The 21,887-nt window shown below is 32.8% G+C and carries 25 protein-coding genes and 1 tRNA gene; 5 read left to right on the top strand and 21 right to left on the bottom strand.

Translation table 11 applies throughout. The annotated features are described in order from the left end of the window. Positions 1–537 precede the first annotated feature (537 nt). The 5 genes from H593_RS0112455 to H593_RS0112435 all read right to left on the bottom strand — a co-directional run bounded on the left by H593_RS0112455 (position 538) and on the right by H593_RS0112435 (position 5,043). Positions 538–1,557 carry a hypothetical protein gene (locus tag H593_RS0112455; RefSeq protein ID WP_028872754.1) on the bottom strand — a complete coding sequence of 340 codons (1,020 nt, stop codon included), beginning with the start codon at positions 1,555–1,557 and terminating at the stop codon, positions 538–540. An 800-nt stretch (positions 1,558–2,357) separates the two neighbouring features. After that, positions 2,358–2,789, bottom strand: a complete 432-nt coding sequence (locus tag H593_RS0112450) for a hypothetical protein (RefSeq protein WP_028872753.1) — start codon at positions 2,787–2,789, stop codon at positions 2,358–2,360. A gap of 87 nt (positions 2,790–2,876) precedes the next feature. Next, positions 2,877–3,551: a hypothetical protein gene (locus tag H593_RS0112445; RefSeq protein WP_028872752.1), complete on the bottom strand. Its 675-nt coding sequence runs from the start codon at positions 3,549–3,551 to the stop codon at positions 2,877–2,879. Then, complete coding sequence (locus H593_RS0112440) at positions 3,544–4,917, bottom strand: tyrosine-type recombinase/integrase (RefSeq protein ID WP_051229725.1); 1,374 nt, start codon at positions 4,915–4,917, stop codon at positions 3,544–3,546. Before H593_RS0112440 ends, H593_RS0112445 begins: the two co-directional genes overlap by 8 nt. A 52-nt stretch (positions 4,918–4,969) precedes the next feature. Continuing rightward, a tRNA-Met gene (locus H593_RS0112435) sits at positions 4,970–5,043 on the bottom strand. 127 nt (positions 5,044–5,170) lie between these two features. Between H593_RS0112435 and H593_RS0112430 the strand changes: the two genes are divergently transcribed. After that, on the top strand, positions 5,171–5,563 hold the full coding sequence (locus tag H593_RS0112430; protein ID WP_028872750.1) for an START-like domain-containing protein: 393 nt from the start codon (positions 5,171–5,173) through the stop codon (positions 5,561–5,563). 71 nt (positions 5,564–5,634) lie between these two features. Further along, complete coding sequence (locus tag H593_RS0112425) at positions 5,635–6,480, top strand: aminotransferase class IV (protein WP_028872749.1); 846 nt, start codon at positions 5,635–5,637, stop codon at positions 6,478–6,480. Positions 6,481–6,683: 203 nt separating this feature from the next. Here the strand turns inward: H593_RS0112425 and H593_RS0112420 are convergent, their stop codons facing one another. The 5 genes from H593_RS0112420 to H593_RS0112400 all read right to left on the bottom strand — a co-directional run bounded on the left by H593_RS0112420 (position 6,684) and on the right by H593_RS0112400 (position 11,331). Further along, positions 6,684–7,244, bottom strand: a complete 561-nt coding sequence (locus H593_RS0112420) for a YqgE/AlgH family protein (RefSeq protein ID WP_028872748.1) — start codon at positions 7,242–7,244, stop codon at positions 6,684–6,686. Positions 7,245–7,375: 131 nt separating this feature from the next. Next, the gene (locus H593_RS0112415; protein WP_028872747.1) at positions 7,376–7,648 is read right to left on the bottom strand and encodes an HU family DNA-binding protein; all 273 of its coding nucleotides are present in this window, start codon (positions 7,646–7,648) and stop codon (positions 7,376–7,378) included. Between the two features lie 198 nt (positions 7,649–7,846). After that, positions 7,847–8,800: a methionyl-tRNA formyltransferase gene (gene fmt / locus H593_RS0112410; protein WP_028872746.1), complete on the bottom strand. Its 954-nt coding sequence runs from the start codon at positions 8,798–8,800 to the stop codon at positions 7,847–7,849. Between the two features lie 86 nt (positions 8,801–8,886). After that, the gene (locus H593_RS0112405) at positions 8,887–10,791 is read right to left on the bottom strand and encodes a RecQ family ATP-dependent DNA helicase (RefSeq protein ID WP_028872745.1); all 1,905 of its coding nucleotides are present in this window, start codon (positions 10,789–10,791) and stop codon (positions 8,887–8,889) included. Continuing rightward, on the bottom strand, positions 10,792–11,331 hold the full coding sequence (locus tag H593_RS0112400) for an AAA family ATPase (protein ID WP_028872744.1): 540 nt from the start codon (positions 11,329–11,331) through the stop codon (positions 10,792–10,794). 220 nt (positions 11,332–11,551) lie between these two features. Between H593_RS0112400 and H593_RS0112395 the strand changes: the two genes are divergently transcribed. The 3 genes from H593_RS0112395 (at position 11,552) to murA (ending at position 13,921) form a co-directional block, all read left to right on the top strand. Next, entirely contained in the window at positions 11,552–11,845 is a 294-nt protein-coding gene (locus H593_RS0112395; RefSeq protein WP_028872743.1) for a YbeD family protein, read from the top strand. A 90-nt stretch (positions 11,846–11,935) separates the two neighbouring features. Further along, positions 11,936–12,595, top strand: coding sequence for a DUF4290 domain-containing protein (locus H593_RS0112390; protein WP_028872742.1), 660 nt, complete (start codon positions 11,936–11,938; stop codon positions 12,593–12,595). A gap of 9 nt (positions 12,596–12,604) precedes the next feature. Continuing rightward, on the top strand, positions 12,605–13,921 hold the full coding sequence (gene murA, locus H593_RS0112385; RefSeq protein WP_028872741.1) for a UDP-N-acetylglucosamine 1-carboxyvinyltransferase: 1,317 nt from the start codon (positions 12,605–12,607) through the stop codon (positions 13,919–13,921). 591 nt (positions 13,922–14,512) lie between these two features. On the opposite strand, the gene H593_RS0112380 is transcribed toward murA, so the two are convergent. The 11 genes from H593_RS0112380 to H593_RS0112330 all read right to left on the bottom strand — a co-directional run bounded on the left by H593_RS0112380 (position 14,513) and on the right by H593_RS0112330 (position 21,879). After that, on the bottom strand, positions 14,513–15,817 hold the full coding sequence (locus H593_RS0112380; protein WP_028872740.1) for a cryptochrome/photolyase family protein: 1,305 nt from the start codon (positions 15,815–15,817) through the stop codon (positions 14,513–14,515). Between the two features lie 128 nt (positions 15,818–15,945). Continuing rightward, positions 15,946–16,413, bottom strand: a complete 468-nt coding sequence (locus H593_RS0112375) for an SRPBCC family protein (RefSeq protein ID WP_028872739.1) — start codon at positions 16,411–16,413, stop codon at positions 15,946–15,948. 91 nt (positions 16,414–16,504) lie between these two features. Further along, positions 16,505–16,966 carry a TspO/MBR family protein gene (locus tag H593_RS0112370; protein ID WP_028872738.1) on the bottom strand — a complete coding sequence of 154 codons (462 nt, stop codon included), beginning with the start codon at positions 16,964–16,966 and terminating at the stop codon, positions 16,505–16,507. Positions 16,967–16,968: 2 nt separating this feature from the next. Continuing rightward, on the bottom strand, positions 16,969–17,139 hold the full coding sequence (locus tag H593_RS20835; RefSeq protein WP_037052306.1) for a Lacal_2735 family protein: 171 nt from the start codon (positions 17,137–17,139) through the stop codon (positions 16,969–16,971). A 6-nt stretch (positions 17,140–17,145) separates the two neighbouring features. Continuing rightward, entirely contained in the window at positions 17,146–17,664 is a 519-nt protein-coding gene (locus tag H593_RS0112360; protein ID WP_051229726.1) for a glutathione peroxidase, read from the bottom strand. Positions 17,665–17,813: 149 nt separating this feature from the next. Then, positions 17,814–18,497, bottom strand: a complete 684-nt coding sequence (locus H593_RS0112355) for an SDR family NAD(P)-dependent oxidoreductase (protein ID WP_028872736.1) — start codon at positions 18,495–18,497, stop codon at positions 17,814–17,816. 88 nt (positions 18,498–18,585) lie between these two features. Then, complete coding sequence (locus H593_RS0112350) at positions 18,586–18,810, bottom strand: hypothetical protein (protein ID WP_028872735.1); 225 nt, start codon at positions 18,808–18,810, stop codon at positions 18,586–18,588. A 3-nt stretch (positions 18,811–18,813) separates the two neighbouring features. Then, a complete protein-coding gene (gene folE, locus H593_RS0112345; protein WP_028872734.1) occupies positions 18,814–19,509 on the bottom strand; it encodes a GTP cyclohydrolase I FolE in 696 nt (231 codons plus the stop codon). Positions 19,510–19,565: 56 nt separating this feature from the next. Next, complete coding sequence (locus H593_RS0112340; RefSeq protein WP_028872733.1) at positions 19,566–19,838, bottom strand: TIGR03643 family protein; 273 nt, start codon at positions 19,836–19,838, stop codon at positions 19,566–19,568. A 4-nt stretch (positions 19,839–19,842) separates the two neighbouring features. Beyond that, positions 19,843–20,268 carry a hypothetical protein gene (locus H593_RS0112335; protein WP_028872732.1) on the bottom strand — a complete coding sequence of 142 codons (426 nt, stop codon included), beginning with the start codon at positions 20,266–20,268 and terminating at the stop codon, positions 19,843–19,845. 141 nt (positions 20,269–20,409) lie between these two features. Next, complete coding sequence (locus tag H593_RS0112330) at positions 20,410–21,879, bottom strand: cryptochrome/deoxyribodipyrimidine photo-lyase family protein (protein WP_028872731.1); 1,470 nt, start codon at positions 21,877–21,879, stop codon at positions 20,410–20,412. Between the last annotated feature and the right edge of the window lie 8 nt (positions 21,880–21,887).

The raw sequence follows: 21,887 nt of genomic DNA, 5'->3' as shown, positions 1-21,887 counted from the left end.
CAACGTTACGTGTATAGAATGTGCGTGTTTGTACAAGAGGATTTTCCGAAGGAAAATCAGAAGTTAGCAAACAGAACACAATCATTTAGTTAAGCACCAAAATAAGCATTTTTTATACATATTGTTAGCGGTCGTTATTTTGTTTCACTAGTTGAACACATAACTAATGATCCGTGCAGAAGATCAGTCCGTCGCAAGAGTGTCGTAATGATTCGTAAATCCGTTGAGTACTATTATATAAAAGTGAGATTTGAGATACGCAACAGTTGCGTTTTGATAGATTCCGATAGTCATATTAGATTTCGGTCATCCACAAAAAACCGAGTACGTTTTTACCTCTTATTTTAAACCACTTTAGAGTGATTTAATTTTTTTTGGAGCTGAGTGAGCAATGACCGCTAACGTTGTTGTATATGGTTTGTTGCGTGTTCCAAGCAACTAATTTAGTAAATAATTACCGACCAAGAAAGTCCGCGAGGACTTTCGTAAGTAGGCGAGAAGCCAGCAATAAATTATATACGGTGTTGGCAGTAGTTTTTAGTAATAATACCTTTTAATATAATTTTTCTTTAGGTTGTCATTCTCATCCATTGTCAAACATAGTTCAAATTCAATCGTTTTGCCTCCCATATATTCATGTACAAAAAAATTCCGATGTGTTTTTTTTTCATTTTCCATGCTAAAATGATATGACTCTATTAAATCATTTCTTGAATCGAACTTTTTAAATACACATATTTCAAATTCTCTGTCGTCAAACGTAGTAGGTAACAAATAATTTAGTTGAAAATCATCTTTATTTTCCTTTAACATCGATTCATAATTATAATAACCAAGAAATTCATCATAGTAATAATAGCCTTTATAAACTTCCGTCGAAAAATTTTCTTCTTTATTGTACTCAATAATATTGTACACTCGCATTATTGAATTATATAAACCGCTTTTTTCAAGTTTAGTAATATTTCCGTCATTGTCATAATTATAACTTTCAGAAAAAGCTAAAAATTTTCTACCCTCAGAATATTTGTATTCTTTCATTGAAATTAAATGACCGTTTTCATAATTGAATTCTTTATTGAAAATTACAGTACCATTTTTAATATAGTCAGTCTGATTCTTTTTAGAATCATATCTATATTCATCTGTTATTTCAATTCCAGTTTTTAAATTTTTGGTATGTTTAAAAAGAAGTAGGTCATCATCATATTTGAATGTTTCTATTTTAAATACTTCATTTGTTTCGTTCCAGTTCTTTTCCTTATTTCCAAAATCGTCAAATGAGTTTCTACTTCTCACATTAGAATGTGATATTATTGTTGTATTCTCATTGTATTTGTAGTCTTTCGATAAAATTGAAATATTACCAGAGTAATCATGTTTTTGAGTAATCTCTTGAATTACTTTTTCATTTTGGTCATAAATAAATTTTGTTTTATCATTTCCAGTTATTGGCGAATATTTATGTTCAAATAATAATTTTCCAATAGGGTCATATTTTTTTTCGTAACCCTCTATCTGGTTGTAATGCGATAATGTCTCTTTTCGTAACGTCATTTTTTTTAATTACTGCCAACAATAGGATATACAACATATGTTATATATACCTCTAAATATAGGATATATATAACATATGTTGTATATATCTTAATTATAATTTTAAACGTCTAGAGGGGCTTTGTTTTCTTAAAAGCAGTCATATTAACCTTTAGGTCTAAATCTTTGTCTTTTTATTAGAAATGTAATTTTTTAAAATTTGGATTTGTCTTAAATCAACACCTTTTTTTAAAAGTGAGTTGGTAAACTATTTATTTCAAGTCATTACAGCGTTTAGTAATATTGCTATTTAATTATTGCTTTAAAATGCTGAACACAATTATTACGAAAGCAGTCTTAGTCATGTAGCTTACAGGGTGTGTCTTATTTCTAAACACCTAGATAAACGACAAAACCCTTAACCAAATCAAAGACATCACATAATAAATGATTATAACAGTACACATATACCACTTCAATATCACAGGACGCAATTGAGATGGAGATACTGAAGCTTGCAAAGATACACTTCAACTAGCAACAGACGAGAATGATAGGATTATTGCTAAACGGTTAATTAATAATAATTAAGTGCATCTCTATATAGGTTTTTTTTAAGATAATATTTTGGTTATTAATTTTAATTACAAAGCGATAATGACACACTTTGCAAATGAGTAGCTGTTTAAAAAAGTATTACAAAAGATGTTTTAGACGGCTTTTGGTCAGAAAACGATGGTAATCCTCTGTATTTAAGAGTGGAGCGTTGTTTTATAATTGGTATACAACGAGAGTTCGAAAATTAAAGTGTCACTAGTTTTTTAAACGCTATTAACCAGATAAATAAGATTTTTAGTGTCAATATCATAGTATGGATGTCTTCCATGTAAATCGGTAGGGATGTTTTTTATAGGTAAATACCTGCTAGTTAATAGAGCTTTCAATTCAGAGATATCACCTTTAGTAGCTGTTTTGTTTTTATTAGATGTTGTTATAGCCTTTAATCCATTAGCAATTAAACTACCCGCAGTAGCATTACCAACACCAGCCAACGACATATTTTCTTTAGAGGGAGTAGGTATATCTTTTGGAACAACGGTCCCATCATTTTTTGCCTCTATTATAGGAGTTGTTTTTCTCGCATGGTAAGCCTTGGACCTACAAGTGTTGCTGCAATACTTCTGTACACGACGCCTTTTTGGTTCAAATTCTTTAAAACAGTACTCACAAGTGTAAAATTCTTTATCTATCATTTAGCGTAAAATAAACGTTTGTTTGACGCTAAATTAAGAATTTATCTCATAACAACCAACTTATTGTCAAATGATATCACCTAATAACTAAACTGCAACACCAAAAACAGTTTGCAATAAAAATAAATCAATCTCTGCATCAGTCATTTTGTAAGTACCACTTGACGGAGGAGTAGATAGATTCTTAAACGACGATTTTTGAACGTTATCTTTAGCAATATCTTTTTGTAAATAACCCTTAGAAACTGTAGTTCTAAAATTTTTAAGAACATTCTTGTTATTGAGATTAGTTGCTTTGTTTTTTAACTGAAAATGACTTACGAGTTGCGTATAATGATCATTAAAAATGTGCGCTTGAAATTTAAATGAGCTAACTAAAACATCAGCAATATTTGGAAAAACAGTAGTGATATTTTCATACATCAACGACGTTACGTATTGGTGAGATTCTATTTGAATTACATAGTCTTTTAAAATTACGTCAAATGCAGCAGGGCTTAATGTAGATTTTGACTCTAACAAAGCGACTAAGTTTTTTTGTAAAATACTTTTTTTCGATATGACTTCCATGAGACCTATGTCTTCTACATCCGTATCAATTAATGTCCCTGTTTCGTTGTAATACATAATGCAATCATACCTTTCTTTGGGAATAATACCTTTAAAATCTGAGCTTTCTATCAAGGAATAGATTGAACTAGGAATATAAAATATATATCTTTTAGTGATGTTGCTAATTATGATTTGCGAAATATCAATCATTATCAAAATGGTTGGAGTAATCGTTTGGCAATATAGCGTCAACATTTCTTAAATACTTTTCTAAAGCATCCATCGTGGAATGTCCTGTAATATTCATCAGTTCACTTTTAGCGGCATGAGGGGAAGACCCCTTTACTAACGATTGATATAATATCGTAATAAAGGTATGTCTAAAACTATATAGTGTTTGTTCTTTGTCTAAGTGAAAGTGATCTTTTACGACCGTTTTAAAGCGCTTAGAGAAATAATTACTCTTATTTACATCGGCAGTATCCCAATCACCTCCAATTTTCACAGGTGTAAATAAGTGAAAATCAGGATCTAATTTTGATAATTCAGGAAGTTCGTCAAGTATCTTTTTCGGAATGAGTTTGGTCTTTAATGGACTATTCTTAGCTTTAAACTGAATCGTTTTATCAACCAGATTGATATCCTTTATTTTTAGCCTACAAACTTCCACTGGTCTTAATAGGTTGTAGCTAATAAATTTAATGTACAGTAGGAGTAGAGGATCTTCCTTTTTTAGATATGTAAATATTTTCTCGTGCTCTTCGGTAGAATACGATTTGTTTCGTTTAGGAATACTTCGTAATACTGGGATATTCTTAATAGGGTTCGTTGAAATGATTTCGTTATCCTCTAAGGTTTGTAAAAGACTGCTTAAATTCAACCTGTAATTATTTCTATTTCTAGAGCTTGATCTCAATAGTACTGAATTTAAAAATTTCAGTGCAGCTTTTTTATTGAATTGATCTATGTTTTTTAGTCTAGGATGGTTCTCTTTAGTCCATTTAACCACAGCATTAGTCGTATAGGTGTAATCCTTTAGAGAATTTGAGCTTATTTGTTTCTCTTTAATTCTTAAACTAAAATCAAAAGCATCACGCAATGACATAGCATGGTCTTCAGTCTCGTTATTTTCAAGGATTGATGTCTTTGTTGAAACGTCGTCTGTTTTAATTTTAGGATATGCTACTTGGGGATCGAATGTCTTTTTTACGGTTTCTTCTTTATGTTCTGCAGTATTCGCTTTAAGCAGCTTAGCGTTATAAAGCTTCGTATTGTCACTATTTGGATTGTAACCGTGTTGCAATAGTTTTAAAAGTCGTCTGCGATAACGAGATAAAAGTGCGAGACGATCTTCTTTGGTTTTAAAAGAGTTTGCACTGCCATAGATGTTTTTTTGACGTTTGAGTTTGCCTGTTTCTATGTCTCTATATGAGAAATACACATACCACCGCTTGGATAAGTCGCCATTGGCGTTATAGATCTTTGGAGGCGAAAATTCTTTTTTGTGTGCCAAATCGTGTTCTGAATCGTGTTCTAAATCGTGTTCAAAGGTAATAAAGTCATTTAGAGTAATCATAAAAAAACGGTTTAGTGTGAACTAAACCGTTGTTTGTACTTGATTAAGACTGTAGCGAGAACGGGGCACGATCCCGTGACCTCTGGGTTATGAATCCAACGCTCTAACCAACTGAGCTACCTCGCCATTCTGAGGGTGCAAATATAAAAACAATATCTATCTGAACAAACATAAAATGTGCAAATTATTTTTTTTATGTTTTAGTTTTAATCTCAACAATTAATGTATATATTGACCACATAATATTATAACTATGGAAGACAAAGTTAAAATTGAGATGGAGTTTGTTATACATGCTTCACCACAACTTTTATATCAATATATATCAACACCTTCAGGCTTATCTGAATGGTTTTCAGATAATGTGAATTCGAGAGGTGAGTTATTTACATTTATATGGGATGGAAGTGAGGAAACTGCTAAATTATTGAGTAAAAAAAGTGGTGAGCGCATCAAGTTTAGATGGCTAAGCGACGACGAAGATGGTTCATCAGACTATTTTGAAATTAGAATACAAGTAGATGAAATCACAAAAGATGTGTCTATTATAGTCACAGATTTTGCAGAGGACGATGAAATTGAGGAGTCAAAAATGCTTTGGGCTAACCAAATTTCAAGTTTGAAGCAAGTTTTAGGATCAGCTTAAGACTTGTAGATCATTTATATTTTATATTTGTCTCGACCCTTTAATAAGAAGGATAATCGAGACTTTTTTTTATGATAAATGTTAATGGTACCCTAATTGAAAACGCACCTTTTATTTCTTCGGAAAATAGAGGTTATAAATATGGTGATGCGCTTTTTGAAACCATAAAAGTAGTTTATGGTAAAATTTTATTTTGGGAGGATCATTACTTTAGATTAATGTCTTCAATGCGTATTATGCGTATGGAAATCCCGATGAACTTTACAATGGAATTTCTTGAAGAAGAACTCTTAAAAACGATTAGTGTTAATGGTTTAGCGAAATCTTCAGTGAGAGTGAGACTCAATGTAGATAGAGGAGAAGGTGGTAAGTATCTTCCGAAGGAAAAAACAATAAACTACTCCATAATTGTTGAGAAAGCAGATAGTGATTTTTATACCCTCCCAAAAACAGCCGAGTACACAGTTGATTTATACAAAGATTACTTTGTTGCTCCTGGGTTATTATCCACATTAAAAACGAATAATAAGGCCATTAATGTTCTGGGTAGTATCTATGCCGAGGAAAATGAATTAGACAATTGCCTAGTCTTAAACACCAATAAAAATGTTGTCGAAGCACTAAACGGAAATCTATTTCTGGTTGTTGGAGAACACATAAAAACACCGCCTATAGATGATGGTTGTCTCAAAGGGATTATGAGAAAGCAAATAATAGAGGTTATTGTAAATTCTGGAGATTATGTTGTTGAGGAGACGTCTATCTCGCCTTTTGAACTTCAAAAAGCAGATGAATTATTTATTACTAATGTAATTGTTGGAATTCAACCCATTTTAAGGTATCGCAAAAAGGAATTTAATACTAAAATTTCAGAAGATATCTTGAAACGTTTAAATACAAAGTTGCGGTTGTCTTAAACTCATAATGTCTTAAAATGAGCGTATTAAAATTTGAATTACAGGGTGTCTAAATGACATAGAAATTGCAGAATCGTAAACGCAGTACTAAAAAATAATCAAGTGGTGAGCCAAAATCTAAGTATCATCTTAGTTATATGTTATAATGATATTTGGGTATGTTAGAAGCACATTTTAAAGTTTGTTTTTAGTTGTAAGTTGTACTAATTGTAACTTGGGTTTTCTGGAGCATTAGACCAAAGTGAATAATCGCCTCCAAGTTCTAACATTTTTTGTTTCCAGAAGGATTCACAACTTTTTTCTATGAGCTCGTTTTTGTAAACGTTCTCAGAAACAATCCATGCATTTGATTCTAATTCATTGTCAAGTTGCTTAGGTTCCCAGCCAGAGTATCCTAGAAAAAACCGAATATCTGAGTCTGTTAATTTGTGCTCTTTAAGAAGTTGTAAAACGATTTCAAAGTTTCCTCCCCAAAAGACACCATTAGAAATCTCTATACTATCAGGTATAAGTTGTGGTACTTTGTGGATAAAGTATAAATTATCCTGTTCTACAGGACCGCCATTGTGAACTTTGAACTGAGCTTCTGTTTCTGGAATGAGATCGTGAAGCGTATATTCTAAAGGTTTATTTAAAATAAAGCCAATGGACCCTTCATCATTATAATCGGCTAATAAAATTACAGACCTATTAAATGATAGGTCACCAATGATTGATGGTTCGGCAATTAATAGATGTCCTTTTTTGGGCTTAGAAGTAATCATACATTACGCTTTGTGTAATAAAACTAAAAAATATTTTGTTAATAACCTATAAAAAACGTCAATTACTAACTTAGTAAACACAAAAAAGCTCACTTTACAGTGAGCTTTTCGTAATCTATTTTAGCGATGTACTAGTTTACAGCACCACTTAAATCAGAACCAGCTTTAAACTTTACTACGTTTTTAGCTTTGATTTGTATTGTTTTTCCTGTTTGAGGATTTCTTCCTTCTCTTGCAGATCTTTTAGAAACTGACCAAGAACCAAATCCTACTAAAGAAACTCTGTTACCTTTTTGTAAAGATCCTTCGATATCAACTAATAATGAATCTAATGCTTTTTTAGCAGCAGCCTTAGTAATTCCTGCATTCTCTGCCATTCCGTTGATTAAATCTGTTTTGTTCATAAAATTATATTTTAAATTGTTAAAAAAAATAGTTGGGTTAAACGTTATCGTTGAATCCGTACACAAAATTATACGTAAAATCCACCTACGCAAGTAATAGCCAGGGAAATACCGATATTTGTTGATAACTTTGAATATTTGTTAATAAAGGAATGCATTTCATCCGATATTTTCAAAATATCAATGTCTATAAGGGTTTTAGAGCATTTTTGCATTTTGGTTAAAATCATAACCGTTAAGTAAAGACTTCACATCCATTTTTCGCTTTCCTGGAAGTTGGATTTCTTTAATATTTATATAACCTCCTATAACCGCTACTTTTAGCTCATGTTTCGATATTTCTAGTACACCAGAATCTAACTCATGATCAAAAGTTTCCTTTTCAATAGCAAAGATTTTAATGCTGAGATGCTCCTCGCCATTATTTAAATAACACCAAGCAGCAGGAAAAGGATTCAAGCCTCTTATCTTATTATAAATAGTATCTAGATCTAAACTCCAATCAATTTTACAGTTATCCTTATCTAGTTTATAGGCCGTTTTTAATTCATCGGTTTTTGGTTGAATAGTCGTTGTTACGTCACCTTCTTGAATTAAATCAACGCTTTTAAGAACAAGCGTACTCCCAAGAGCCATTAACTTATCATGGAGCGTTCCTACAGTTTCATCATCTGCAATAGCGATACCCTCTTGTAGAATAACAGCACCTGTATCAATTTTTTCGTCTATAAAGAACGTGGTAACACCAGATACTTTTTCACCATTAACTATGGCCCAATGTATGGGAGCTGCACCTCTATAATTGGGAAGGAGCGAAGCATGTAAGTTAAAAGTCCCATACTTTGGCATGTGCCACACCACTTCTGGGAGCATTCTAAAAGCAACTACAATTTGGAGATTAGCTTCCAATGCCTCTAATTCTTTTATAAAATCTGGGTTTTTTAGATTGGTGGGTTGTAAAACTCTTAAACCATGCTCTGTTGCATAATTTTTAACGGCAGATTCGTTTAGTTGTCGTCCACGACCAGCTGGTTTATCTGGAGCAGTAATGACACCAACAACATCATAGTCACTATCGACTAGTGTTTTTAAAGTGGCAACCGCAAAATCTGGAGTTCCCATAAATATAATTCTTAAACTATCTCTTTTCATCTGTTTATATGTCTTATCGTTCTTAGATTACATGCGTCTTGCTATTAACCAATCTCTTGGTCGCTAATGCTGTTAACATGCACGTATCATTTTGTCTTTATTTTATAGCGGTTAGCAGCTGTCAACTCAATAGCGTCCAGTTCAAGTAAGTACTGTAAGGTTTTAAAAATATCGTTTTTTTCAAAGGGTAACTCTTCTACCAATTGTCTAGAACTCATTTGGTTTTTTTCTAATTCTAAAATCACTCGCGTTGTGACTGTACGACTGTCTTTTTTTTCTTCGGAAATTTTATGATGCATGCAAACTGAACAAATACCACAATCGACTTCTGTAAGTTCACCAAAGTATTTTAATAGTTGTTTGTTTTTACAAATACGGTCATTGTCTATAAACTTTAATACAGCATCAATTTGCGCACGTTTAAGTACTTGTTGGTGCTCAACAACATTAGCGATTCTATTAACTGTTTTATCATCTTCTCTAGGTTGCAGAAAAAGAACTTCAGAGTCTGTATTAGAAAACAGGAAATCAATAATGCCATCTTTATGAAGTTGGTGTAGAATGGCTATGATTTGTTTTTCAGGAACTGAAGATTTATCAGCGACTAAAGTTAAATTTATAGCCAGTTGGTGTTCAAAAATTCCACCATAAGTTCTCAAAATTGTTTTGACTACAGTATTATATTGTGCGTGCGTATTTAAATATGAAAACATACTGGCATTACTCACGATAAATTGAAGTTTGGTTTTATAATTAAACTGCTGTGATAATTTAATCACACTATTTCTATCTAATAATTGAAGCGCATTAAACGTTTTTGAGCTTTTAAAATTATAAGCGGTACAAAAATCACTAAAATTGAATTGATGCGCGCTCAACTCTCCCTCTCCATAAGAGATTTGAAAATAGTTACACAACTTTCTATACACCAATTTTATCTCGTCTATGGACGGTAAGCTTTTTATAAATTGATTTTTTAATATTTGCTCATCACTTTTATTCGTCAATAAAATAGCATATGCCTTTTCGTTATTTCGTCCAGCACGTCCTGCTTCTTGGTAATAACTCTCCAAACTTTCTGGTAAATTAACATGAATTACAGTTTTTACATCTGGTTTGTCAATTCCCATACCAAAAGCAGTAGTCGCTACCATAATCTCTTTTTGGTTATTCATCCATTGATAGAGACGGTCATTTTTGTCTTTTGTAGGAATGCCACCATGAAAAAAAGTAGAGCTAAATCCCTTTTTTTCTAAAATATTATGAATCTCAATACTCATCTTTCGACTGCGGACATAAATTATTGAAGATCCTTTATGCAATTTAAGCTGTTGTTCTAAGTCATATATTTTATCTTCACTGTGTTGTACTTGATAAGATATATTAGGTCTCGTAAAAGAGGCTTTGAAAATTTTAGGAGCAATAAAATCGAGTTCTTTTATAGTTTGCTCAACAACCTCAGGTTTTGCTGTAGCGGTAAGAGCAATAACATTGACATGTGGTTGTAATTGTCGTAAAATAGTAATGTTTTTATAAGCGGGTCTAAAATCATTTCCCCATTGACTGATGCAGTGTGCTTCGTCAACAGCGATAAGATTTACGTTCATTTGTTCAATACGTTGCTTCACAATGTCCTGTTGTAAACGTTCTGGCGAGAGGTATAAAAACTTATAATTTCCGTAGATACAATTATCAAGTAAAGCGTCCAGTTCTGTATATCTAATTCCGCTCGTAATAGCCATGGCTTTAATCCCTTTGTCTTTAAGACTATTAACTTGGTCTTTCATCAAGGCAACCAAAGGCGACACAACAATGCAAATCCCGTCTTTAATGAGCGCAGGAATTTGAAAACAAACCGATTTCCCGCCACCTGTTGGCAATAATGCAAACGTATCATTGTTCTCTAATACAGAAGTAATGATTTCTTCCTGTAGCGGTCTAAAAGAGGTGTGATTCCAGTACTGTTCTAATATGTTTATGGGATGAGCCATCTAAAGGTTTAAATGATCTAGTATGAAGTCTGTTCTATTGGCAATACTTTCAAAGGGCACATCAATCAATTCATAACCAAAGCGTTTGTAGGTCTCTAAAAGCGAATGATGAATTTCTACGGCTTGGTCAAAATTCTCATAGCGTTCGCTGTCACTCACAAAAATCTCCTGCCAAGGGGCTAGAACAAATACTTTATGGTACACATGAGTCTCACAACTATCTGTAAAATGCTTTGGGTAGTCACTTTTGACATAGTCCATGTATGCCAAAACGTCTGGTAAACCTCTATCTAAAAAAACGATAGTTTCAGCAATGGTATCCGCCTCTTTAAATTGTTGCGTTCTTGCTTTTAAAAGTAACTCACTAAAGAGGAGTGGCTTGGTTAAAAACAGTTGTTCAACGCCCTCTTTTCTGGCATCTAGAGTGACTTGTCTTGAGACTTCTTCAAAACAAATAAAATCTCTAGATAGTAATTCGTTTATAATTGATGATTTTCCGGTTCCAGGACCACCAGTAATAACAATTCGTTGTGTGTTCAATTTGGCAAGGTTTTGGTTGTAAATTTAAGGAATACCATCGTAAGTGTGAAATAACTTAAGCAAATCGTTTCTTTTTGGTTGGAAGTCTGGTACATTATGTTTTTATTTCAACTAAATAATGCAATTTGGTCATGTATTATGTCATACTTAAAACGATATCAATAACATAAAAACAAAATACAAAGTAAACTGTATCTTTGTTTTTTAAGAATAAAAAGTCATGAGTAAACCGAATAAAACAGAAGAATTTTATAATAAATTAAAAGGGCGATTACGTGAAACTGCCGCTTGGCCATCAGAATATCTTTATAAGTTTATCGTACCCACAGAGGCTGAAAAAATTAAAACAATAGAAGATTTGTTTGATAATTTAGGAGCGGTAATCACCACTAAAGAATCTGGAAAAGGGACGTATACGAGTATCTCTATTATTTTAGAAATGAAAGATCCAGATGCCGTAATTACTAAATATAAAGAAGTTGCATATCAAGTAGAAGGTGTTATTTCTTTATAAAAAAGAACTTGAGATAACTATTTTTTTGTATTTTGCGGTCATGCAGAAGTACTTCATGCATAACACACAAATACTACACAAGCATATATTTTGATAGACGATATAGAATACAACACAGAGCGTGAACAATTGATTATTCCTGAGTATGGAAGACATCTACAAAAAATGGTTAATTACGCTAAAGAATTACCAACAAAGGAAGAACGTAATAAAGTTGCAAAATCCATTATTAGTGTGATGGGTAATATGCAACCACATTTACGTGATGTGCCAGATTTTCAACATAAACTTTGGGATCAGCTTTTTATAATTGCAGATTTTGAGTTAGATGCAGATTCTCCGTATCCTACGACTACAAAGGAAGAGCTAAACGAAAGACCAGAACCCTTAAAATATCCTCAAAACTTTCCTAAATATCGTTTCTACGGAAACAATATAAAGACCATGATTGATGTAGCAAATACATGGGAAGATGGAGAATTGAAAGAGGCTTTAACATACACCATTGCGAACCACATGAAAAAGTGTTTCCTTAATTGGAATAAAGACACCGTAGAAGATTACGTAATTTTTAATCATTTATTCGAATTGTCTGATGGTAAGATTGATTTAAAAGGCAGTGAGGAAGATCTTACAGATGCTACAACTTTGATGCGTAATAAAAGTAAATACTCTAATACTAATACAACTACTAAGAAGGCGCATCATAAGAAGAGCACGAACGCTAATCGAAACAGAAAACGCTATTAATCATATTTCATGTCAACATTTATTATTGAAGGAGGTCACCAATTAAAAGGGAAAATACAACCTCAAGGCGCTAAAAACGAAGCTTTACAAATATTATGTGCAGTGCTGCTAACTGCCGAAGAAATTAGAATAGATAATATTCCAGATATTATTGACGTCAATAAATTAATCGCTTTACTTAAAAATTTAGGTGTTAAAATCGAGAAAGTTGGCAGTGGATCTTATACATTCAAGGCAGATGATGTTAACTTAAAATATCTAGAGTCTGCTGAGTTTAAAGAAGACGGAAAAGGTTTAAGAGGTTCTATCATGATCGTTGGTCCTTTATTGGCTCGCTTTGGTAGAGGATATATTCCAAAACCTGGAGGAGACAAAATTGGTCGTCGTCGTTTGGATACACATTTTCAAGGGTTTATTAATTTAGGTGCTACATTTAGATATAATAAGGAAGATTTATTTTATGGTGTAGAAGCCAATAAACTTAAAGGTACTTATATGCTTCTTGATGAAGCCTCTGTAACAGGTACCGCTAATATTGTCATGGCAGCAGTGTTAGCAGAAGGTATAACTACCATTTACAATGCAGCTTGTGAGCCTTACTTGCAACAACTTTGTAAAATGCTTAACCGCATGGGAGCAAAGATTAGTGGTGTAGGTTCTAATCTGTTAATCATAGAAGGTGTAGATACATTAGGTGGTACAAACCATAGAATGCTTCCAGATATGATTGAAATTGGAAGCTGGATTGGTTTAGCCGCAATGACAAAAAGTGAATTAACAATTACTAATGTGAGTTGGGATGACTTAGGTCAAATACCAAATGTATTTAGAAAAATTGGAATTACAGTTGAGCGTCAAGGCGATGATATTCATATTCCTGCACATAAAGATGGCTATGAAGTTTCAAATTATATTGACGGTTCTATATTAACAGTCTCAGATGCACCGTGGCCTGGTTTTACGCCAGACTTGATAAGTATTATACTTACGGTTTTGACACAAGCTAGAGGTAGTGCAATTGTACACCAAAAAATGTTTGAAAGCCGTTTATTCTTCGTTGATAAATTGATTGATATGGGAGCGAAAATTATCCTTTGTGATCCGCATAGAGCAACCGTAATTGGTCATGATTTTCAATCACAATTAAAAGCAACGACAATGACCTCTCCAGATATTAGAGCAGGTGTGTCTTTATTAATTGCAGCATTATCCGCAAAAGGTACATCTACAATTCATAATATAGAACAAATAGATAGAGGGTATGAAAATATTGACAAACGTTTACGTGCTATTGGTGCGAAAATCACACGTATAGAAGGGAATTAATTTTTCTTCGGAAGGATACTAACATACATAATAAAGCCTCGATTCGTCGAGGCTTTATTATGAAATAAATCGAAGTGGTTCGTTAATACGCTTCATACGTTCTAAATATCCATCATCGTGTTCCTAATAGAAAATTATTTTTTTGTCAGATGATCTAGAAATCAAATAATCGTTTGTTGCTTTGCTATCCACATATTTTAAATGAATATCATACGAGCTATCTTTTTTTATTTTTTAAGGGGATATATCAGGATTGGAACTCTTGTGATATTTTTTGCCTTTTCGTTTTGATGCTTTCTATTTTTTAAACCTATAATTCGAATATGGTTGTGCTACCATCTCACAAATAGTGTATCAGTTACCATCATTGCGGTAACCTTGAGTGACAGATCTCTTATCTGTATCTTGCGCACATGTCGTCATAGAAATAGCACTCGTTTTAATTTAACTCTAGCAGTATGCAGGATAAAACCTGACTCAAGAACTGTTTTTTCCTCTGTTATACGGTAAAAGGGTTTTGCCATTTGTTATCTTACGCATTCTAAAAACTAAAAATCAAACGCTGAGATTTGAAAAGGTATTCATTTTGTGTTAGCTAACAGCTTCCTTATAAGTTTTTAAGCAGCGTTCGCGCGCCATTTTATGATCTACCATAGGTTTTGCATAGGTCAGTTCTTGAAACTCTGGAACCCATTTTTGTATATATGTTAAGTTTTTATCAAACTTAAGTATTTGTGATGTAGGATTAAATATTCTAAAGTAAGGTGATGCATCCACACCAGAACCTGCAACCCATTGCCAGTTACCTACATTACTAGACATGTCATAATCATGTAATTTTTCAGCAAAATAAGCTTCTCCCCAACGCCAGTCAATGAGTAAGTGCTTACATAAAAAGCTACCAACTAACATGCGTACACGATTGTGCATAAACCCGGTTTCGTTAAGTTGTCGCATACCTGCGTCTACTAATGGGTAACCAGTTTGGCCTTCACACCAAAGCTTAAATTCTTCTTCATTATTGCGCCATTCTATTCTATCATATTTTGATTTGAAGGCATCTTTTGAAGTATGTGGAAAATGCCATAAGATTTGCATAAAGAATTCTCTCCAAATAAGCTCTTGCCAAAATATTTCATTCTCTTCGGCAATTGCTTTTTGTATCATTTTACGAACACTAACAGTCCCGAATCTTAAATGTGGTCCTACCTTAGAAGTAGAATCTTTTGCTGGAAAGTTTCTGGTATCTTCATAGTTTTGGATAAGAGTCGGGGTGACCGTATAATCTACAATGTGCTGATTTGATTTTTTAAAGCCAATGTCTGATAAACTTAAATTGGGTAACGTATCATCATCAATTAGATTTCCAAAATGGGATTCGGTATCGTATATCTCTAGTTTTTGTAGCCTGAATTGTGCTTTCCAAACGTTCATGTAAGGGGTGTACACTTTGTAGGGTAATCCATCTTTTTTGACAACGTCGTCCTTTTCAAAGATGACCTGATCTTTAAAAGTTTTGAATGCTATATGTTCATCTTTTAAGAATTGTTCAACTTCGATATCACGTTCTGTTGCATAAGGCTCATAATCATGATTGGTATAGACTTCTTGTATTTTATAATTAGTAACTAATTGCTTATAAATATCAATAGGTTTCCCATGAAAAATAGCTATACTGCTATCATGCTTTTTTTCTAGAGTAGATCGCATTTGCTGAAGCGTATCGTAGATAAAGGTTAGTCTTGCATCATCTTTTGGTAATTTATCTAAAATATCAGAATCAAAAATAAAAATAGGTAAGACTGGATAGTCGCTTTTCAGAGCTTTGAAAAACCCGTGATTGTCATCTAAACGTAAATCACGTCTAAACCAAAAAATAGATAGTGGTTGTTTCATTATATAAAATTTTTATTTCGGAAATTTTAATACGCTTTTCATCGTATTAAAAAGGCCTAATGAGACCTTCTACAAAAATAGAAATCATAAGTTATAAATAGTATTTTTATGTATTAGAAATACGATAATTAAGTGTAATATGTTCCGAATAGCTTCTCTAGTTGCTCTCTACGATAATTGAAAACTTCTTCCAATTTGGGTTTCACAATTAAAGGCTGAACGAGTTGGCCTAGTATTCCGAAGGGAACCTTATAATCAATAATATCTTCCATCTCAACGCCTCCATCAATTTCAGTTATAAAATGTTTGTGATGCCAAAAAGCATAAGGTCCATACAGTTGTACGTCAACAAAGTATTTATGGTCTTCAAATTGCGTTATTTCGCTAACCCATTTGGTCTTAATTCCTGCTAAAGGTGTTACACTATACTGCAATACTTGACCTGCATACATTGGTCTGTCTGCTCCAGTAATGATTTTCATATTCATTTTTGAAGGTGTCAACTTAGATAGATTAGCAGGATTACACAAAAAGGACCAAGCTTCATCTAAAGTTATCGGTAATTTTTGTTTTTTGTGTAGTGTATAAATTTTCATGTGTATATATGTAGTATGTTTCAACGGTTATATGCTCTGCGTTACCAGTTATTTACTTATTTGGTAACACTTTTAGCAAGTACGGTGTATATTAATTATATAATGCGATATAAAGGTTAAGAGACGTGGCAATACACAACCAAATAAAATAAGGCAGTATGAGTATTGATTTACCCTTTAAGTCTTTAAGGTAAGTAATGAAAAACCCTGCAACCATTACTGTTAATAATAGAATATTAACTAATGCGAAATCTATTAGTTTCTGATTGAAAAACAATAAGTTCCAACTTATATTTAAAATAAACTGTATCATGAAGAGTATAAAGACCGTATTAGTTGGTCGTTTGAGATACAAGAAAGTCATGTACACCGAAAAGCAAATCATTATGAGTGTCCAAGCCGCACCAAAAATCCAACCGTCTGGTGTCCAAGGTGCTTTTTCTAGTTCTAAATACCATGTAGACTGTGCACCTTTTCCCATAAAAAGAGCGCCTAATCCAAGCGCTCCAAAATTTAATACAATAAAGGCTATGAGTACTCTAAAAAATCTCAAGGTTATTTTTTTTGAAGTTGTGCAATTTGTTGTTGAATCTTTTCAGCTTCAGCATATTTTTTATCACTTTCACCTCTATTTGTAGTGGATAGCGTATGCCATTCTTTCATTAGTTTTTCGTATTTTTTTTGAAGCTTATCAACTTCACTTGTCTTTTTGAATAAATTGAACATAGGTATCTATTTAATATGTTTAGTAATTTTTGAACTTGTTGGTGATGTCATTGAAAAGTAAAAATCAATAAGGTCTCCTTTTGGACCAACTAAGTATTTTTGAAAATTCCATTTTACATTAGAATCTTTAGCACCATTCTTTTGTTTTTGAGTGAGCCATTGATATAAAGGGTGCTGTTTGGAGCCTTTCACTTCTACTTTTTCTGTTATGGGAAAACTAACACCATAATTGATTTCGCAAAACGATTCAATATCCTTTGAGTTTCCTGGCTCTTGTTTTCCAAATTGATTGCAAGGCACTCCTATGACCACTAGTTTATCTTGATGTGTCTCATAGAGGGTTTGTAGCTCCTTGTATTGAGGCGTAAACCCGCATTTTGAAGCAACATTCACAAATAAAACATATTTTCCTTTATAATCTGAAAGCGTTAAAGGCTGTCTTGTGAGCCCATTAATTTCGATATCATAAATAGATGAAGGGTCAGGTGATTCAGAATTACTTGATTTTGAAAAGAGTGTAGCCATAAAAATTTTAAATGGATTCATTTTATATTGCGTGTTCAGTATTCACTAATTTGTGAACATTAAAAGTGATTCTTAATGTGATGTAATGCCATAATATAATGAAATAAAAAGTTTCTATAAATAGAATCTTCTTATTGTAAAATTCTAATTTATATCTTAAAACTAACAATTCCATAGTCCATTTCAAAGACTTGTCCTGAAATTGATCCTGCTTTTTCAGACAATAGAAATTCAGCCATACCAGCAACGTCTTGAGGTTCCAATATTTTTTTCATTGGGTGACGTTCTGTGATATTTTCAATCATCTTGTCATTTCTAAGTAATTTAGAAGCCAATTCTGTATTAGTGACTGTAGGCGCAATTGCATTTATTCTAAGTGTAGTTGCTAACTCAGCACCTAAGGATTTTACTAAGCCTTCAACACCAGATTTTGCAGCAGCAATACTTGCGTGAAAAGGCATTCCTAGTTTTGCAGCAACTGTACTAAATAATACAATAGATGGATCATTACCATTTTTTAAAATAGCAAGGTATTGTTGAATGGCTTTCACAGCGCCTATGACATTAATTTCGTAATCTGCTCTAAAATCTTCTAAGCTCAATCGCTTAATAGGCTTTAAATTAATGCTGCCAGGGCAATATACCAAACCGTCTGCATGTTCAATTTCAGGCAGTTCATCACTTAAAATATCGCAATCATGATGCGTTAAATTGGCATGCGTATAATCTGGCTTAGATCTACTTAAATTTACGACTTTATTGTTTTCTAGTAAGCTTTGTACGATAGCATTCCCTATCCCTTTACTACCACCTACAACTATATATGTTTTCATTTAATAATATATTTTAAATAATTAAGCGCAACAGATACACATTATTTGTTATCTACTGCGCTTAATTTTAATTAAGGATAAATATGATTTATGCAGTTAAAGGTGCTCCTTTTAAGCGCTTTTCAACCTTGCGTTTTATGGCAGTTATGCGTTTCATTATATCCATGATTTTCTCATCTTTCTTTTCCTTATAAATTTGGTTTAAATCTAACACTAGGTCTTTAGCTTCGCGAGAAATCTTAACGCGATCACTGGTGGAGAGCGACTTCATTTTGCGCTTCTCAAATTCTAAGGCTTTGTTTATTAAATCCATATCTTAATTATTTATATAATTGTGTAATTCTGCAATTTTTGCAGGTGTATTAAATTGACCACCATAATAGGTTGTGACCGTTGCCGATGTATCATCTTTAATCCCTCTTGAAGATACACATAAATGTTTAGCATCTATAATAACTGCTACATCTTCTGTTTCTAAAATAGCCTTTAAATCTTCTGCTATTTGATTAGTCAATCGCTCTTGTACTTGAGGACGCTTAGCGTAGTACTGCACTATTCTATTCAGTTTTGATAATCCAATTACTTTTCCTGATGATATATAGGATACATGTGCTTTTCCAATAATTGGCACAAAATGATGTTCGCAATTGGAGTAGAATGTAATGTTTTTTTCTACAACCATCTGGTTGTATTGATATTTATTGTCAAATAGGGCGACTTTAGGCTTATTAGCAGGATTTAATCCTGAAAATATTTCATCGATATACATTTTAGCGACACGCTTAGGAGTCCCTTTTAAAGAGTCATCTGTAAGATCCAATCCCATCACATCCATTATTTCTTCAAACAATATAGCGATACGTTGTTTTTTCTCTTCGTCACTAATTTTAAAAGCGTCTGCTTTCATAGGAGTTTCTAGTCCTGTAAACAGATGATCGTCACCAATATCAGTGATATTAAAATCATTTAAAGAATGACCATTTTGTTTAATCTTTAATGTGTCTGTATTCATTTTTTTGTCTTTTTAACTTGCTGTCCAAAGGAACTCATCTCCAATGTCAAAGCACGTTATCGTTTAGATATTGAGTTATGCGTAATTTGTTTTTGTCTAGAACATTTAAAACGTCCCTCTTGAAATACTCTTAGTTTTTCGTGCTTTGTCTTTCTACCTTGTACACGTTTACGCCACATCCTAAAACTTTTAGGTTTCATTTCTCGACGCATTAATTGAATTACATCTTGCTCTTTCAAACCAAATTGAAACTGAATAGCTTCAAACGTAGTTCTATCTTCCCATGCCATTTCTATAATTCTATCTGTCGCTATTGTGTCTAATTCCATACAGTTAATATTGAAAACTATAACGTTCATCAAATTTGACCTTAGCATCAAATAACTTATCCATATATACCTTATTTTCTTTAAACATGGTATTGTTTTTAAAATGAACAAATTTGCCCTGAGCATGAATACTAATTCCGTTGGTTTTATAAATCACCAATTGATAAAAAGGAATCACCCAAGTGTAATTTTTTAGACCTTTATTGATATAAATTAAAATACCACTCGGTCTCATTTCGATGTTAGCATAATTAATATCTGCAATCGTATTTAAATGCTGTTGTAAGTTAGGGCTCACATTTTCAATAATCATTCGCTTTGAGCCGACTCCTCTCATTTTAATAGATTCCATAAACGTGTAGGGGCGGCCTATTAAATCTGTTATAATGTTTTTGTGTTCTTTATTATTATGTGTTGTGTCTAGTATCAATCGTCTCTTTTATTTATTACTCAAATTTACAAAATGTTTAATGTTTTGAAACTATGTTTAAACAAAACATTAACATAGTATGATAGATTTTATCAATAATGATTATAAGTTTCTGTAATTAAGCTAGTTAACTATCTTGTGTTAGCCTTTAAGAGTGTGCTTTTTTAGTATTCGTTGACTTTCTTCTCTTGCTTTTTTGTTTTTCCTAAGGTTCCAGAGAGTGTCACTAGCTTTTTTTCTTGTTACTTCCATATCAACGATAGGATATGGGTAATCTTTACCAAGGTGAAAATTAATGAATTGTTGTTCCATTTCGGTCATTAAATACGGTTCATGAATAAAAGGTAGGTCTAAATCTTTCAGCTCGGGAACCCATTTTTTTATAAAAGTAGCGTCAGGATCGTGCTCCAAACTGTTTTTAATCGGATTATAAATTCTAAGCATATTGGTGCCCGTTTCTCCAGCTTGCATCTGCAATTGTGGAAAATGAATTCCTGGCTCAAAATCTAAAAACATTTTTGATAAATGCTTTGAGGCTGCTTGCCAAGGTTGCCAGAGATTATGTGTTAGAAAGGACACAACTAAAGCGCGCATTCTAAAATTTAAATAGCCAGTTTCATTTAAACAACGCATACAAGCATCAACAAGTGGAAATCCTGTCTGTCCGGTTTCCCAAGCGATTTGATAGTGCCCAGAAACATCTTTCTTTAATTTATGGAACCCTTTATTCACACTTTCAGTTTCCATAGTATGTTCCATTTCAAACTTTTGGATAAAGTGTGCTTGCCATCTTAAACGAGACATAAAGGCCTCTAAAGGTTTTTTACTGGACGACGTCTTTTTCAATACGTAAGCTTTCCTATAGACTTCTCTTATTGATAAGTTTCCCCAAGCAATATATGGTGAGATTCTACTGCATCCTTTCCGTGCTAATTCAGGCTTAGAAATATGATACATATAATTCACATACCGTTTGGTAAGGAATGAATCCAAATACTTTATACCGATACTACGGCCACCTTTTTGAAAAATAGCATCTTTAGGTGTGTCGAGAGACGCTACGGGAAGTAAGACTTCTAATTCTTCAATTTCTTGATTGTTGAGTAATTGATTTTCCGAAGGAGAAAACACCAATGGATCAATTTCAAAATAGGCATTACAATGTTGTGCCCAAAGCGCGCGATTTTTTAAACCACGTTGTACACCATTATGAATGTTTTCATGCCATATGATTAAATTATTTTTACAATAACGCTTAAATGATTTGTCTCTGTTATAAGTTACAAGTATTCCTGTTTCTTGGTGGGAATAGATATCACGAATCATATACTTTGACATCAATTGGTTAATAATTGAAATAATATCTGCCTCAACAGCAAGAATTTTAGAATTTAAAGGTTTAAGTTGCTTATTTAAGTCTTTAATTGATTCTCTAATGAAGTTCCAATGACGCTCACTGTAATGATTATCTTCTAGTAATATTGTCTCAAAGGCATAGAGTAGAAGCGTTCGTTCTCCCGTAGCTAATGCATTCACTATAGCCTCATTATCCTCTAAACGAAGATCGCGTTTTAACCAAACGATATGTAATTGAGGCTTATTTTTACTCATTCTATTAT

Origin of the sequence: Psychroserpens burtonensis DSM 12212, from assembly GCF_000425305.1 — a bacterium.
In the GTDB taxonomy this organism is placed as follows: Bacteria; Bacteroidota; Bacteroidia; order Flavobacteriales; family Flavobacteriaceae; genus Psychroserpens; species Psychroserpens burtonensis.
The sequence above is the reverse complement of the archived record's forward strand: the minus strand, read 5'-3'. Positions and strand labels throughout refer to the sequence as shown.

Excerpts from the sequence above, each read along its gene's own strand:
- fmt (WP_028872746.1), bottom strand. The coding sequence starts at position 8,800 with ATGAAAAGAGATAGTTTAAGAATTATATTTATGGGAACTCCAGATTTT.
- H593_RS0112355 (WP_028872736.1), bottom strand. The coding sequence starts at position 18,497 with ATGAAAACATATATAGTTGTAGGTGGTAGTAAAGGGATAGGGAATGCT.
- H593_RS0112405 (WP_028872745.1), bottom strand. The coding sequence starts at position 10,791 with ATGGCTCATCCCATAAACATATTAGAACAGTACTGGAATCACACCTCT.
- H593_RS0112445 (WP_028872752.1), bottom strand. The coding sequence starts at position 3,551 with ATGATTGATATTTCGCAAATCATAATTAGCAACATCACTAAAAGATAT.
- H593_RS0112330 (WP_028872731.1), bottom strand. The coding sequence starts at position 21,879 with ATGAGTAAAAATAAGCCTCAATTACATATCGTTTGGTTAAAACGCGAT.
- H593_RS0112340 (WP_028872733.1), bottom strand. The coding sequence starts at position 19,838 with ATGGAATTAGACACAATAGCGACAGATAGAATTATAGAAATGGCATGG.
- H593_RS0112425 (WP_028872749.1), top strand. The coding sequence starts at position 5,635 with ATGATAAATGTTAATGGTACCCTAATTGAAAACGCACCTTTTATTTCT.
- H593_RS0112455 (WP_028872754.1), bottom strand. The coding sequence starts at position 1,557 with ATGACGTTACGAAAAGAGACATTATCGCATTACAACCAGATAGAGGGT.
- H593_RS0112395 (WP_028872743.1), top strand. The coding sequence starts at position 11,552 with ATGAGTAAACCGAATAAAACAGAAGAATTTTATAATAAATTAAAAGGG.
- H593_RS0112350 (WP_028872735.1), bottom strand. The coding sequence starts at position 18,810 with ATGGATTTAATAAACAAAGCCTTAGAATTTGAGAAGCGCAAAATGAAG.
- H593_RS0112440 (WP_051229725.1), bottom strand. The coding sequence starts at position 4,917 with ATGATTACTCTAAATGACTTTATTACCTTTGAACACGATTTAGAACAC.
- H593_RS0112375 (WP_028872739.1), bottom strand. The coding sequence starts at position 16,413 with ATGAAAATTTATACACTACACAAAAAACAAAAATTACCGATAACTTTA.
- H593_RS0112415 (WP_028872747.1), bottom strand. The coding sequence starts at position 7,648 with ATGAACAAAACAGATTTAATCAACGGAATGGCAGAGAATGCAGGAATT.
- H593_RS0112450 (WP_028872753.1), bottom strand. The coding sequence starts at position 2,789 with ATGATAGATAAAGAATTTTACACTTGTGAGTACTGTTTTAAAGAATTT.
- H593_RS0112420 (WP_028872748.1), bottom strand. The coding sequence starts at position 7,244 with ATGATTACTTCTAAGCCCAAAAAAGGACATCTATTAATTGCCGAACCA.
- H593_RS20835 (WP_037052306.1), bottom strand. The coding sequence starts at position 17,139 with ATGTTCAATTTATTCAAAAAGACAAGTGAAGTTGATAAGCTTCAAAAA.
- H593_RS0112430 (WP_028872750.1), top strand. The coding sequence starts at position 5,171 with ATGGAAGACAAAGTTAAAATTGAGATGGAGTTTGTTATACATGCTTCA.
- H593_RS0112380 (WP_028872740.1), bottom strand. The coding sequence starts at position 15,817 with ATGAAACAACCACTATCTATTTTTTGGTTTAGACGTGATTTACGTTTA.
- murA (WP_028872741.1), top strand. The coding sequence starts at position 12,605 with ATGTCAACATTTATTATTGAAGGAGGTCACCAATTAAAAGGGAAAATA.
- folE (WP_028872734.1), bottom strand. The coding sequence starts at position 19,509 with ATGAATACAGACACATTAAAGATTAAACAAAATGGTCATTCTTTAAAT.
- H593_RS0112360 (WP_051229726.1), bottom strand. The coding sequence starts at position 17,664 with ATGGCTACACTCTTTTCAAAATCAAGTAATTCTGAATCACCTGACCCT.